The following is a 13,431-nucleotide window of genomic DNA, read 5'->3' on the forward strand; positions in this document are numbered from 1 at the left end:
AGCTTTGTTTCAGATTTTTACTTGAAATAAATAAGAAATTCATAAAATGACAAGAAATTGCTTGTATCACTGCCTGAATGAACAAGGCCTGTTACTGATTTCTGCTCTGAACACACTACTATTATCTACGCTAAAGCCTGCCTTGAGTGTGATACTTTTGGGTGCAAAATAATAAACTCTGCCATCACCCGTTAATTTTTCGGATGATTCTAAAAATGTCGATGAACTCTGTATTTTTGAGTCTGCGGTAGTACCGGTCAGGTTTGTGGGGTTATCACATTTTCTTAGGGTAAACCATTCCACACCATAAAATCTATCATCTGTTTTCATCAACAACTCATCGTCGTTTAGTGGGTACAAAACTCCGTCTCTATAATACTCATCTTCCTGTTTTTTTTCCAATAAGAGAATAGATTTGGTTCCTGTCTGAGTGCCATCGCTTGTATAAAGCTTTTTCTTATCTTCCCGCCATCCACCACCATAGGTCGTAAAAAATAGTTGTTGATTAGCACAGTAGAAGTTTTTGTAGACATTAGTTGGTACAATTTCCTCAGTTTCGCGTATCTGGGTAGTAGTATTATTGACAGGGTTATGTTTATACAAAAACGATTTTCCATAGTATTCCTCCTGATTTAATCCAAAAAAGACTTCGTTGTTGCATTGGCAAAAATCCTTTATATCAGAAGTAGCGTTTGATACATCAAAAATCGCCACTGTCCCGGCAGTTGTTCCGTCTGATTTATAAACTTTGATTTTTCCATCACTAAAGGTATAATCAGAATAATAATAGTGGCTATTGGTGAAGTATATTTTTTCCAGATTTGAATTGGACGAAAATGGCAGATAATAATGTCGGTTTGTTCCAGCTTCTGTCCCATCGGTTGTCCAGAGTTCTACTCCGCCTGAAATACTGGCGATAAACGCTAATTTGCCACGAAAGTTGGCATATGTACGCATTATTCCATAAATATTAATGCTTTTTACGAGCGTAGGCGAAGAAATGCCACTTGTATATTTCAAGATTTTTGTACCGGTATTGGTGCCATTGAAAATGTACAGCTGCTGATTATACACAGCAATGCCCATATACCTATCAGATTGATTGAATTCCCTTATCGGAATTGTGCCTTCGGCAGTACCATCAGATTCCCATAATTGTCCGCCGTAAATCGAATTATCTGAAGTTAAAAAATAGAACTTATTATTAGTTTGTACAGTCTTTTGTGTAGTTAAAGAGCCGGAATAACTGGTAATAACCTGATATGTACCGGTGGCGAAGTCGATTTTTCGAACCTGATTATTCCTTAATAAGTATAGATTATTCTTGAAGGCAATGAAATTATAATAATATCCCAGGTCTCCTATTTCTGCACCTCTGGTTCCTTCGGCCGTACCATCAGTTTCAAAAACTTTCCTGTAAGTACTGTCCAGGTTGTCGTAGGCTAGAAAATAAGATTTCCCTTGAGCATTCAGTAAAAACTCAGTTCTCGTACCCTTAGTAGTAGAATCCAGGTCTTTTACAATTTTTATGCTATCCTCTGTAACGGTGTATAACTCCTTACCATATTTACTGCTATTTGAAGGATTGAAACAGGCGATAATTTTATTGGCACTAAGGGTATACAGAATTGGCTCTGATACCGACGTCATTTTATCTGTTACCATTGTAATGCTCAGCCCATCAGTTTTATAGATTTTTCCGGACAAAAGATAATAAAGACAATTATCGTGGGAATTATATACCATTCGGGTATCTTGCGGGAAACCGTTTCCTATTACTGTTCTGGTAGTGCCATTGGTTTTTATCAATTCTCCTGCCCAATTAGTATAATATATAAATCCGTCTCTGATAGCTAATTGGCCGTTATCTAAGAGGCCCAGACCTCTGTAGGTATCCATGAATTTAGTATTGGCATCGGTACCGTCTGTTATCCATATCTGGGTCTCTTGACGGTTGGTTAATAAAATCAGGACCTTATCTCCAAATGAATAAAGGTCATTAATTATAACTGAGGGACTAGGGGAGTTATCAAAGCTTAGGACATTTCTAAAGGCATACGTCCCAGCCTCGGTTCCGTCAGATATAAATAAATAAACCCCACTATTATTATAGCCCTCATATATAATCCGATTGCCTAGCCTGGTCTTGTTGTCGTAGATTGAGCCCGTTACTCCTTCCTCTTTTACTTTACGAGTACCAGCACTGGTACCATCAGAAACCCATAGTTCGTTCCTATTATATTGGTCTGCTGCCAGTGCAGTAAAAAATAACTGGTTATTTATTATTTGCAGGTAGGTTGGATTCTTAAAACTCTGGGTACCTCCCTGAATCTCAACACTTTCGTTTGTGATTTCATTATAATAGAAAAGTTTTCCGCTACTGTAATCAGTTCCGGCAGTGTAGTAAATTTTATTATCAAATTTAACTATATCACCCAGTTGTCTGGCACTAGCCACTTTTTTTATATGAGGTGAGTTTAAATGAGCTACATATAGACCATTATTGGCTGATCCATCGTTAGCAGTGCCATAAAAGAATAGATAATCATCAATTGAAATAAATCTGGTGAAGCTTGAGTATTTACCAAAAAGGTCGGACGAAGCGAAGTTCTCCATCTTGAGTCCATTATATTTCCAGAGCCTCAGTTTATAGGTTTCATCATTATAATTTCTATCAGCCTGAAAAACAATGGCTTTGTCTCCTGCATTTTGAATAGATATAATTCTTGAATCATTGGTTTGGGTATTAATATCCTTCAGCAGGTCAAAATGGAAGCTTGGTTGTGCCACCAAGGCATTAGAAAATAATAGTAGCAGCAGTACTTTTCTCATCACAGAGGTTATGTCAGGTTCAAGTCTTGAAATAAATAAGAATTTTGGAAAGAGGCAAGTAAATATACGTATAGAAGAATATTAATGAAAGCGCCAGTAAATAAACTTGTGAAAATGGAAATTGTATTAAATTTGAAAAAACATAAAACCACAAGCTAATGAAAACCCATACTGCAAACTATTATGATATATTCATAGAAATTGCTGATGATTGTCCGGTTGCTAATGGAGAAGTACCTCCCATAAAAGGTGATAACAAAACCGTAGCCAATATGCAGTTTGAAATGATTAGTAAGAATCCATACAAATATACTTCTGACGATGTTTTGTTTCAGGTTTTTGCTGATAAAAATGATTTGACAGAGTCAGAATACGCCGAAGCCAGAAAACAGTTTTTTTCAAAAGGACAAGCCTGTCTGCGAGCCTCACCACTAACCAAAAGATATGGTTGGGGTTTGCATAGTAACCATGAAGGTAAAATTGCCTTATATGCCAGCGACTCGCCGGAGTATGAAAAGTTTGTGAATGACAAAAGCCTGAAAGTGGTGAAGGCGATGAGGTCTAGTAGGTGAGAATGCTTATCTCTGGTTCTGAAACAGCTTTACACAAATTGAGTTCAGAACCAGACAAGCTAAAGCGACAATTGCAGTTACTCTAAAAGTAGTTATTAATCACATTGATAAGTCCATTCTGCACGACGGGTCAATGCTGACTTATCATCAAATGATTCCTCCTTAATCATGTTCTTATGGCCATCATAAACGTAGACTGTGTAATACGATAATTTATTATCCCGATAAGAAGTTCTTTTCATAATCAGCCCATTCTGCACTTCAACTATTGAATAGCCTGTCAGTATATTCTGACCATTATAATTACTGATTTTATAACTCTCACCTGTATATTCAAGGATTGACTTCGACATTAGTGTGCCATCACCTTTATATTGCATCCCATTAAGTTGCTGGCCTTTAGAATTATATTCATTGGTAGAATAAATGTCAAGCACGCCATTGACAAATTGGGATGATTTGGTTACCATACTCTGAGAATTATACTCATATAGATCTACTACTGTATTGCTGTTATCAAGATTGTACTGTATTTGTTTATAAGGTAAATTTGCTTCATTGTATTCTGTCTTTCTATAAGGCTTCCCATCAAAATGAGATAAAATTTCATAACCTTTCTCATTATAATCAGCAAAGTAGTAGGGTTTGCTAAAATCATAAAAAAACCATGTCTTTTTCTTCATTTTTCCATTGGCATAGTATTCATAAATAAGCTCTTGCTCTTTATTGAATACCCCTCCCGGTTGATTAAGCACATTTGACACCTGTCTGATTACCTGATTGTTGGCATTATAGGTATAGTCTGTTTCTGACCATTTTATATCCGAGCCCTGATACTTTGAATATCCAATAGCTTTCAACAGATTACCTTTCGCATCATACTCGTACTTAATAGTACTGAACGGCGTTTTGAATTCAATCAGTTGACCCGTTTTATCATATAAATAAGTCTCATTAGCCAAGGTTTCATTGGTTCTTGCGTTGAGGTAAGTATAAGATAACTTTTTACAGGCAATCTCTGCTATTGGTTGGATGTCCGCAGATTTCGGTTTGCAGGCAAAAACAAATACTGCCAGAAATAGGGTGGTAATAATTTTATTCATTTTTTGAGGAACTGTTCTAGTAGAGTTGTTTTAATCACACTGATAAATCCATTCCTGACGCTCAGTCATTGCTGAATTATTATTAAATGTTGTCAGTTCAATCAGGTTTTTATGACTATCATACGCGTAAGTCATATAATACACCAGCTTATTATTCTGATAAGCACTCCATTTCATTAATAAACCATTCTGTATTTCATTAATTTCATAACCTAAAAGCTGGCTCGGTCCATTATAGGTACTAATTTTATAATTCTCTCCTGTATATTCGATAATATATTTCCTGCCAATAGTACTGTCACCATTATACTGAATCTGCATAATTAACTTGCCCTTGGCATTATATTCGTAAGTCATATAACTATCGCGTACGCCATTGATAGATATAGTATATTTAACCTCAAGATTCTGGGTGTTATATTCATGAATTACTTCTGTTGTCTGATTATTGCTAGGATAGTACCCTGTTTGTTTAACAATCAAATCGGCTCCATTATATTCCGTTTTCAAGTATTGTCCGCTCCTATATTGAATTAAAATTTCTTTGCCTTTCTCGTTATAGTCAACAATACTGTCAGGTACAGGAAGTGTCAGATTAGTGGTGGTCTTCTTCTTCATCTTGCCGTTGGCATGGTACTCATAAAGAACCTCAGTCTCTTTATCGAACATGCTTTGATAGTTATAAACATGAGTTATTTGCTTCACAAGCTGATTAGTGGCATTGTAGGTATTTTCTATTTCTGACAATTTTACCTCCCCATTCAGGTTCTGTGTATATTCAGTAGTTTTTAGCAGGTTCCCTTGGGTATCGTACGTATATCTGATAGTTTTGCCTAAACGATTAAATTCAATCAGTTTACCTGTAATATCGTATACGTAATTTTCGCTTATCATTACTGTACTACCAATTATATCTTTATAAGATAATTTTCTACAGGCGGTTTCTTCTTGGGGTCTTATATCCTCCGATTTCGGTTTACAGGCAAAAACCAATCCTGCCAGAACTAAGGTGGTAATAATTTTATTCATTTTGAAGAACTGTTTTAGTCAGATACAAAGCATTAAGTGAGGTATTGAGAGTAATCAAGGTACAAAAATAATAAAATGTCTGATTCTGAAAAATTGCTCAAATCAAACCTATGGGTACACAGCAGCCGTTTCCGGGATGAATCAACCTGCGTGGAGATTACGTCTATAGTCTGATTCTACCAGAAACCTGCCTGAATGCTTTGAAAACAGAATGTTAAGCCGGAAATTTAAGGAAAGCCCGGTCGGGGACACCTAGTCTTGGGTGTTATTCACATAACGACTAATGCAATGGAGGAAGAGAAAAGAAATGTCAATGCAGGTGGTAGAGGCATAACCGTCTATATACCGGAGTACGAAGAGCAAGCCTACAATTACTGTTTATTAGGGGCAACCAATGAAACTCTCGCTGAGTTTTTCGGGGTGTGTCCCGCAACCATAAAGAAATGGATGAAGAAATACCAGGGTTTTGGGGAGTCTGTCAGAAGAGGCAAATTAATGGCCGATATGAAAGTAGCAGGAAACCTTTATATAAGAGCGGTTGGGATCCTTACCAGCAGGTGGTTACACACGGAATTAAAATGCCGACAAAAAAACAAATTTTTTAGTTACTATGGACGAAACCTTTTTGAATAGGGGTAGCGATGTTTTGCCAGTAAGAGCTACTGAATCTGCGTCAGAAAGGTAGCCTCTACGGTGGCTACCTTTTTGGATGAGGGCCGTGATGGGTTAAAGATTATCAGAGTCACGGCTAAGGAGATGTTAAGCCCACCACGATTTGAAAAATCGTGATACATTATTCATTTCTGCTTACCTTTGAAGATTATTAAACCTTACTACTCTTTAAAGAATATGCCTGCCTGGTTGTCTCGTTCCGAGTTGTTGGTCGGAAAAGAAGGAATTGATGCTTTACAAAGTGCTCACGTATTGGTTGTTGGCTTAGGCGGTGTAGGCTCGTTCGCAGCCGAATTTATCTGCCGCGCAGGTATAGGTGAAATGACTATCGTTGACGGCGATGTAGTTGATCCAAGCAACCGAAACCGACAATTACCTGCCCTTGCTACCAATCATGGGGTATCGAAAGCTGATATTATGGCCGAGCGTCTGATGGCTATTAACCCGGAATTGAAACTGCATGTAGTAAAGGAGTTTCTGACACCTGAAAAATGCCGTGAGATTCTGACCGTAAAATATGATTATGTGATGGATTGTATTGATAGCATTACGCCTAAGCTGACTTTACTATCAACGGCCTACGAGCAGCAACAGAAAATTGTGAGCTCGATGGGCGCAGGCGGGAAACTAGACCCAACCAAATTGGTAGTGGCCGATTTATATGATACTTACGAATGTCTGTTTGCGCAGTATGTACGCAAACGCATTAAGAAAATGGCAGTGAATTATGGTATTAAAGCAGTTTTTTCAACTGAAGCCGTGAAACGTAATTCGTTGATACTGACTGATGGCAGTAATTTTAAGCGTTCGGCCTATGGCACCATTTCGTATATCCCTGCAGCCTTTGGCGGAGTTTGTGCGTCTGTAGTTATCAGGGAATTGTTGGGGTATCCGATTGACATGGTGAAACGCCCGAAGAAAATCCGGAAGAAATCTAAAAAAGAGGGCATCAAAAAAACGGAGGAATAGCCATGTTTGGAGTAGTTGACATCGGAAATACTTTTGCCAAAGTTGGCCTTTTTAAAGGCGATGAACTGATAGAAGTCAGCACAGGTCTGGAGATTGATGCCTTAGACGATTTCCTCACGTTAAAAAAAGTTAAAAAAGCCCTGATTTCGTCGGTTACGAAAAATCAACAGGAATTAGAAGCTATCTTTGAAGAAGTTACGTTCGATAAGCTGATTCTGAACCCATCGACCGCCTTACCGATTGAGAAAGATTATGAAACCCCACTGACTTTAGGGTCGGATAGACTGGCAGCGGCTGTAGGCGCTAATTTTCTGTATCCTGATACTCATTGTCTGATTATAGACATGGGTACAGCCATTAAATATGACTATGTGTCTATTGATAACAAAGATGTGTATATAAGTGGAGAAAAGCCGAAAGGAGCGTTCAGAGGGGGGATAATTTCTCCAGGTATGCGGATACGATTTGAGTCGTTGCATACGTTTACAAAAAGATTGCCTTTAGTAGACACTGAGGGGATTCCACCCGGTGAGGCTCCACCTCTGATTGGTAAGAATACCAGAGCCTGTATACAAAGTGGTGTAGTGAACGGAATCATTGCCGAAGTACACGGAATGATAGAAAATTACAGAAAATTGGGTAAATGTCAGGTAATCTTGTGTGGTGGAGATGCTTCTTTCTTTGAAAGTCAAATAAAAAAGTCGAACTTTGCGGGCTCATTTGAGATTGGCTCCCTGGAAAACACGCTGACAGCTCATACAAAAATTGAATTGATACCAAATTTAGTCCTGATCGGGCTAAACCGAATTTTAAGATACAATGTTGAAAAACTTACTACTCCTTAATTTTTTTCTCGTTTGCACTTTCGTACTTACTGATACTTACGCTCAAAAAGAATCCAGACTGACAGGTAATTCGCCTTATTCTGCTTTAGGCATCGGCGATATTAACTCTCCGGGGGCAATTGCCAGCGATGCCATGGGTGGTACGGGTTTAACTTTCGGCAATGGTATATATGTAAACACCCTTAATCCTGCCATGTTAGTGAAAACCCGTTTTGTGGCTTTCAATACAGGGATACGTGGGCAATACAGAACGATTTCGGATGGTACTAATTCGCAAACTGATTTCGGTGCTAACTTAAGCCATATAATGATGGCTTTTCCGTTAAAGCCTAAATGGACGATGTCGATAGGTTTAAGACCACATTCAAGTGTAGAACACGAAGCACGTTATACCGCACCTATTCAGGGAACAACCAATACAGTACAATACATTTATAAAGGTCAGGGTGGTTTTTCAAAAGCTTCGGTAGGCAGTGGGCACATGATCGGGAAATCGTTGTATGTGGGTGCTGAAGGATATTATTATTTTGGTAGTGTAAGCCGTGATACTACTTCGAGATTATTGCTGAATGATGGGGAGGATTATTACCTGCAATATAGAGACCGTATTAATGCGAATGGTTTCGGTCTGAAAACCGGATTTACCTGGAATCAGAAGATAAGCAAAAAATGGTTTCTGAATGTTGGCGGTACCTATGAATTACAAAGCAAACTGAAAGGTAGCCAGTTACGCAGCTTAACTACTTTGATAGAAGGCCAAAATGGTCCGACGATTCTGAAAAAACCTGATACTTTAAGTATGGGAACAGGTGGATTGACTTTACCGTCGTCATATACTTTAGGAATCAGTCTTGAAAGCCCGTTAAAGTGGATTTTTGCTGCAGAATACAGTAAGCAGGACTGGGCGCAATACCGCAATTTTCAGGGTAGAGCCGAAAGTAATCTAACCGGAAGTGAGAAAATATCAATAGGGGTAGAGTTTCTGCCTAAAGTTACTTCAACTGCTTATTTCGATCAGGTATTTTATCGTATTGGCTTCCAGCAAATCAAGACGCCATATCTGATAAACTCTACTCAGGTAATGGACAGAAGTTTCACCCTCGGATTATCTACACCCTTGGGTTTCAGGAACTTAAGTTATATTGATTGGGGTTTCGCTATAGGTACCAGAGGAGTAACAGGCAATGGATTGATAAAGGAAAACTATTTCAAGGTTTCTTTAGGATTTTCACTGGTTGACACCCGCTGGTTCATTAAACCTAGAGTTGATTAATAGCTATGGCTATCAAAAGTATGTCTTCATTCAGTATCAGAAATCTGATTCTCTGCTTGCTTGTACTCGGCAATGTATTACTTATCTCGTGCGAGGATAAGAAGAAAACAGGGCCGCCACAAAAGTATAACGGGCCGCTGATGGTAACTGATAATCTGGCGTTGATGATGAGCGACTCAGGCAAGACTACGATACGGGTTACCACCGCCCAACAAATAAAACTACAGAACGAAGACGAGATTTATCCGAAGACGGTATATGTTACTTTTTTTGATAAAAATGGCGTTGAATATTCTTCTTTAAGGGGAGATTCGGGACGTTTTTTTAAAAATGAGGGGTTGTATCGGGTAATGGGGAATGTGTTCTTTTATAATCGTCTGCAACAACAAAGCCTTTCTACAGACCTGCTCAACTGGAGCTCAGTCAAGAAAAAAGTCTATACCGATCATGCATTCATTATCAAAACCAAATTTGATGAGATACACGGGGTAGGTATGGAAGCTGATCAGGATTTTACGCACTTCACTATCCGCAATGGCAAAGGTGCCTTTGCTATCGACTCATTGGCTACGAGCAATGAAGCTGAAGTAGATACCACTAGTAATTGAGCGGCCGCGCGGTGAGTTAGTGATTGTGTGAATGAGTGATTAATCGTGAATTGCAAATGGAGAATTAGTGAATAAATTAATCGTTGCTAATTATCAGATTTTTATTCTACTATACACTTAATTTTATGTAATAACCAGTTTACTTTTTATTCAGCACCTTCTCCACCTCTTCTACAGTTGTAATCTTCTGTTCATTCCCCCATTCGTTATAGATATAAGTAACCACCTCAGCAATGTCTAAGTTTTGCAGGTGGCTGTTGGCTGGCATCGGTTGGTTATAAGTCTTTCCATTAACTTTGATTTCACCCACCAAACCGTTTTTAATGGCCAGAATTACTGCTGATTTGTCTTTTAGATAATCACTCCCTGCGATAGGTGGGTAGAGATTTTGTAGCCCTTTTCCGTCTTTCTGGTGGCAGTTGGCGCAGTTTGTTTCAAAGATTTCTTTTCCACCAATATAGTATTGCTCTAATTTTACCTTTTCTGCCGATTGGCAAGAGGTTAGGAGAAATAGGAGAGGAAGGTATTTTAGATTTTTAATCATGAATTTATTAATCTGTCTCTTTCAACAACGCATCCATATCTTTCATCAAACGGCTTACGTCGTCCTCTTTGGTGCCATCATACATGCCCCTTACTCTACGTTTTTTGTCCACTAATATAAACGCACCGCTGTGGATAATACCTCCTGCAGCAGTAGAATCTTCCCCTGCGGTTACATAATAATCCTTTTGTCCGAGTTCATAGATTTTCTCTCTTTCACCTGTTACAAAATGCCAGAAACTGCCAGAAACGCCCAAACGTTTGGCATAGGCTTTCAATACTGCCACAGAATCATGACGAGGGTCGATAGTATGCGACAAAATACCTACCTGCGGATTGTCTTTGAATTTATCGTATATCCGTAGCATCTGCGTTTTCATTATCGGACAAATGGTAGGGCAGGTGGTAAAGAAGAAATCAGTTACATAGATTTTGTTGTCGTAAGTCTTGTTTGTGACCTCGTTGCTATCCTGATCTACAAATGTAAAATCAGGAATCGTGTGGTAAACCGAATCGCCGTTCACAAATTCACGATCGCCTAAAATCGGCAGTTTTTTAGGCTGGCAAGCACTTATGAGTATTGCCAGACCTAATATAGTAAGTAGGTGCTTCATATAGTAAAAATCCCTCTCATTGCGTTGAGAGGGGTATAAATAAAAAATCTTCTTTAGTTTACTTCAAAAAGTCCTCTGCTTTTTTCTTGGCATCAAGGGTTTTTTGCTTGATTTTATCGCCCTCGGTTTTCAGTTCTATCAGGGCATCTACTTTTTCCTGACTGTCTTTCATATCGGCGGCATCGCCTAATTTTGGCATCCATGCTTCCATATCGTTATAGGCCTCATCAAGCTGTTTCGAAATTTCCAGAGCCTGTTGTTTAGCTGTGGTGTCCATCGTTTCGGCTTTTGCCATTACTTTCTCACGAAATCCCTCTAATTCCATACTCACAGGCATGATTTCATCGTGTAGTTTGAAAGTTTGCTCTTTTAATTTGATGGCCTCGTCTGCAAACTTATTAGCGCATGAAACAGTAAAAATAATGGTAAATACATATAATAACGTCTTCATTGTAATTGGTGTGTTGGTTTAAAATCTTATACTCCGTTGGTTTATACTCTTATACATTAACTCCCAAAATCTCTATAGCACTATGAATCGCGCTTTCTGACGGGTTCTCGCCACCTATCATTTTGGCTATTTCGATGATACGCTCATCGGCTTTCAGTTCGCGCATTCTACTCACTGTTCTTGTCGAACTATTGTCTTTATACACAAAGAAATGGCTTGTGCCCCGCCCTGCTATCTGATGAAGGTGGGTGATAGCAATCACCTGTAAACTCTGGGCCATTTCACGCATCATTTTACCGACTTTAATAGCTACTTCGCCAGAAATACCCGTGTCGATTTCGTCGAAGATAATGGTAGGTAATGAGCGTTTATCGCCTAAAACATATTTAATGGCCAACATCAGACGAGAAAACTCACCACCCGAGGCTACATCTTTCAATTGTCTTGGAGTGATACCCTTATTGGCGCTGAACAGGAAGTTTATCTGGTCTATACCTTCGTTGGTCAGTTTGCCGGTAGTATGATTGATTTTCAGCGTGGCATTTGGCATGCCTAATTCTATCAGCAAGCCTACTACACGTCTTTCTACCTCCGGTAGTACTTTCTGACGCGCCTTTGATAAGACCTCTGCTGATTTAGTGGCTGTTTCAAAGGCTTTGTCGACACGCTCTTTAGCTGCTGCCAGATTTTCGCTGAGGTTCAGTACTTTACTAACTTTCTCTTCAAGAATGGCCTGTATCTCTAATAATTCTCCGTTCGATTTAACCGCGTGTTTTTGTTGGAGTTTATAAAGCAAATCCAATCGGGCCTGAATGGTCTCTATCTGGCTACTATCTAATTCAATACCCTCTTCTTCCGATTCAATATCACGGGCAACATCTTTTAATTCAACCAGACAAGACTGGATACGGTCTTTGTATTGCTGATATTCAGGCGAATAGCCGGATATAGGATTCAGATTGGCTACTGTACTTTGCAGTACTGACAGCACCGATTGCTCAGTATCTGTCAGGTAAGCATGCGCTGTACGCAGGCGTTGTTTTACTTCTTCGGCATGTTCCAGAATGTTCAGTTCCTGCTCCAGTAGCTCCTGTTCGTTGGCCTCTAATTTGGCTTTTACGAGTTCATCTAACTGGAAACTATTGTATTCAAATTCTTTCTTGTTCTGGTCTGACTCAACCTGCAATTGCTCGTAGGCATCCTGGAGTTTTTTATAGGTACGATATTTATCCTGATACTCTACCAGTTTATCATGAGATTGCGCATAGGTATCAACAATAGTCAATTGATATTCGTTGGAGCCTAACTGAATAGAGTCGTGCTGTGAGTGAATATCCATCAACTGAGAAGTAATTTTACGAAGCGTTTCAAGCGTGACTGGCGTATCATTGATAAACGCACGGGATTTACCGCTTGGCGCGATTTCGCGGCGGATAATGCAAGGGTTTTCGAAATCGAGCTCTTCTTCGTCGAATATATTTTTTACGTAGAAGCCATCCATAGAAAAAGTACCTTCAATGATACATTTCTCGGCTTCGTTGTAGAGTGTTTTTACGTCAGCACGATTCCCTAGCAGTAAACCTATGGCGCCGAGCATGATAGATTTTCCTGCACCGGTTTCGCCTGTGACAATATTCAGATGAGCATCAGGAGAAAGTTCGAGATGCTCAATCAGGGCATAATTCTTAATCAGAAGATGTGAAAGCATGAAAAAAGCTTTGTTTGAGTGATTAAGCTATTAAATACTACTAATGCTTTTAAAATAGCTAATAATAACGATTAAAAAAGGTTTTTATTGGCGCAGTTTTATTCAGAATAATTGATTCAGAACAGAATAATATATACAAATTTAACGCCAAAATGTTTTAAAAAATTTACCGGGTTAATTGGGCAAATTTAGGAGTAAAAAGAAGAAGGTAT

13 protein-coding genes are annotated in these 13,431 nt (G+C 38.9%); 6 read left to right on the forward strand and 7 right to left on the reverse strand.

What is annotated here, in order from left to right:
• Positions 1-66 precede the first annotated feature (66 nt).
• Entirely contained in the window at positions 67-2,832 is a 2,766-nt protein-coding gene (locus D0T08_RS09030) for a 3-coathanger stack domain-containing protein (protein WP_116982296.1), read from the reverse strand.
• A 158-nt stretch (positions 2,833-2,990) separates the two neighbouring features.
• On the opposite strand from D0T08_RS09030, the gene D0T08_RS09035 reads away from it, so the two are divergent.
• Positions 2,991-3,404 (forward strand): DUF6157 family protein, encoded by a 414-nt coding sequence (locus tag D0T08_RS09035; RefSeq protein WP_116982297.1) that lies wholly within the window; start codon positions 2,991-2,993, stop codon positions 3,402-3,404.
• A 95-nt stretch (positions 3,405-3,499) separates the two neighbouring features.
• Here the strand turns inward: D0T08_RS09035 and D0T08_RS09040 are convergent, their stop codons facing one another.
• Positions 3,500-4,507, reverse strand: a complete 1,008-nt coding sequence (locus D0T08_RS09040; protein WP_116982298.1) for a hypothetical protein — start codon at positions 4,505-4,507, stop codon at positions 3,500-3,502.
• A gap of 30 nt (positions 4,508-4,537) precedes the next feature.
• A complete protein-coding gene (locus D0T08_RS09045; RefSeq protein ID WP_116982299.1) occupies positions 4,538-5,536 on the reverse strand; it encodes an RHS repeat protein in 999 nt (332 codons plus the stop codon).
• A gap of 288 nt (positions 5,537-5,824) precedes the next feature.
• Between D0T08_RS09045 and D0T08_RS09050 the strand changes: the two genes are divergently transcribed.
• The 5 genes from D0T08_RS09050 (at position 5,825) to lptC (ending at position 9,903) form a co-directional block, all read left to right on the forward strand.
• Positions 5,825-6,169 (forward strand): hypothetical protein, encoded by a 345-nt coding sequence (locus D0T08_RS09050; RefSeq protein WP_116982300.1) that lies wholly within the window; start codon positions 5,825-5,827, stop codon positions 6,167-6,169.
• Between the two features lie 216 nt (positions 6,170-6,385).
• Positions 6,386-7,177, forward strand: coding sequence for a ThiF family adenylyltransferase (locus tag D0T08_RS09055; protein WP_116982301.1), 792 nt, complete (start codon positions 6,386-6,388; stop codon positions 7,175-7,177).
• 2 nt (positions 7,178-7,179) lie between these two features.
• Positions 7,180-8,022: a type III pantothenate kinase gene (locus D0T08_RS09060; protein ID WP_116982302.1), complete on the forward strand. Its 843-nt coding sequence runs from the start codon at positions 7,180-7,182 to the stop codon at positions 8,020-8,022.
• On the forward strand, positions 7,997-9,295 hold the full coding sequence (locus D0T08_RS09065; protein WP_116982303.1) for a hypothetical protein: 1,299 nt from the start codon (positions 7,997-7,999) through the stop codon (positions 9,293-9,295). Before D0T08_RS09060 ends, D0T08_RS09065 begins: the two co-directional genes overlap by 26 nt.
• A gap of 5 nt (positions 9,296-9,300) precedes the next feature.
• Complete coding sequence (gene lptC / locus D0T08_RS09070) at positions 9,301-9,903, forward strand: LPS export ABC transporter periplasmic protein LptC (protein ID WP_116982304.1); 603 nt, start codon at positions 9,301-9,303, stop codon at positions 9,901-9,903.
• Between the two features lie 139 nt (positions 9,904-10,042).
• Here lptC and D0T08_RS09075 read toward each other — a convergent pair whose 3' ends face one another.
• From D0T08_RS09075 to recN, 4 genes are read right to left on the reverse strand one after another with little or no spacing between them, the layout of a single operon-like run.
• The gene (locus D0T08_RS09075) at positions 10,043-10,447 is read right to left on the reverse strand and encodes a cytochrome c (RefSeq protein WP_116982305.1); all 405 of its coding nucleotides are present in this window, start codon (positions 10,445-10,447) and stop codon (positions 10,043-10,045) included.
• A gap of 7 nt (positions 10,448-10,454) precedes the next feature.
• Positions 10,455-11,060 (reverse strand): SCO family protein, encoded by a 606-nt coding sequence (locus D0T08_RS09080; RefSeq protein WP_116982306.1) that lies wholly within the window; start codon positions 11,058-11,060, stop codon positions 10,455-10,457.
• A 58-nt stretch (positions 11,061-11,118) separates the two neighbouring features.
• Positions 11,119-11,511 (reverse strand): hypothetical protein, encoded by a 393-nt coding sequence (locus D0T08_RS09085; protein ID WP_116982307.1) that lies wholly within the window; start codon positions 11,509-11,511, stop codon positions 11,119-11,121.
• Positions 11,512-11,560: 49 nt separating this feature from the next.
• On the reverse strand, positions 11,561-13,219 hold the full coding sequence (recN, locus tag D0T08_RS09090; protein WP_116982308.1) for a DNA repair protein RecN: 1,659 nt from the start codon (positions 13,217-13,219) through the stop codon (positions 11,561-11,563).
• Between the last annotated feature and the right edge of the window lie 212 nt (positions 13,220-13,431).

The sequence above is a fragment of the Emticicia sp. C21 genome (assembly GCF_003418935.1).
Classification (GTDB): domain Bacteria; phylum Bacteroidota; class Bacteroidia; order Cytophagales; family Spirosomataceae; genus Emticicia.

What these genes read in the sequence shown, in the direction of transcription:
- D0T08_RS09030 (WP_116982296.1), bottom strand. Translation starts at nt 2,832, where the DNA reads ATGAGAAAAGTACTGCTGCTACTATTATTTTCTAATGCCTTGGTGGCA.
- D0T08_RS09035 (WP_116982297.1), top strand. Translation starts at nt 2,991, where the DNA reads ATGAAAACCCATACTGCAAACTATTATGATATATTCATAGAAATTGCT.
- D0T08_RS09040 (WP_116982298.1), bottom strand. Translation starts at nt 4,507, where the DNA reads ATGAATAAAATTATTACCACCCTATTTCTGGCAGTATTTGTTTTTGCC.
- D0T08_RS09045 (WP_116982299.1), bottom strand. Translation starts at nt 5,536, where the DNA reads ATGAATAAAATTATTACCACCTTAGTTCTGGCAGGATTGGTTTTTGCC.
- D0T08_RS09050 (WP_116982300.1), top strand. Translation starts at nt 5,825, where the DNA reads ATGGAGGAAGAGAAAAGAAATGTCAATGCAGGTGGTAGAGGCATAACC.
- D0T08_RS09055 (WP_116982301.1), top strand. Translation starts at nt 6,386, where the DNA reads ATGCCTGCCTGGTTGTCTCGTTCCGAGTTGTTGGTCGGAAAAGAAGGA.
- D0T08_RS09060 (WP_116982302.1), top strand. Translation starts at nt 7,180, where the DNA reads ATGTTTGGAGTAGTTGACATCGGAAATACTTTTGCCAAAGTTGGCCTT.
- D0T08_RS09065 (WP_116982303.1), top strand. Translation starts at nt 7,997, where the DNA reads ATGTTGAAAAACTTACTACTCCTTAATTTTTTTCTCGTTTGCACTTTC.
- lptC (WP_116982304.1), top strand. Translation starts at nt 9,301, where the DNA reads ATGGCTATCAAAAGTATGTCTTCATTCAGTATCAGAAATCTGATTCTC.
- D0T08_RS09075 (WP_116982305.1), bottom strand. Translation starts at nt 10,447, where the DNA reads ATGATTAAAAATCTAAAATACCTTCCTCTCCTATTTCTCCTAACCTCT.
- D0T08_RS09080 (WP_116982306.1), bottom strand. Translation starts at nt 11,060, where the DNA reads ATGAAGCACCTACTTACTATATTAGGTCTGGCAATACTCATAAGTGCT.
- D0T08_RS09085 (WP_116982307.1), bottom strand. Translation starts at nt 11,511, where the DNA reads ATGAAGACGTTATTATATGTATTTACCATTATTTTTACTGTTTCATGC.
- recN (WP_116982308.1), bottom strand. Translation starts at nt 13,219, where the DNA reads ATGCTTTCACATCTTCTGATTAAGAATTATGCCCTGATTGAGCATCTC.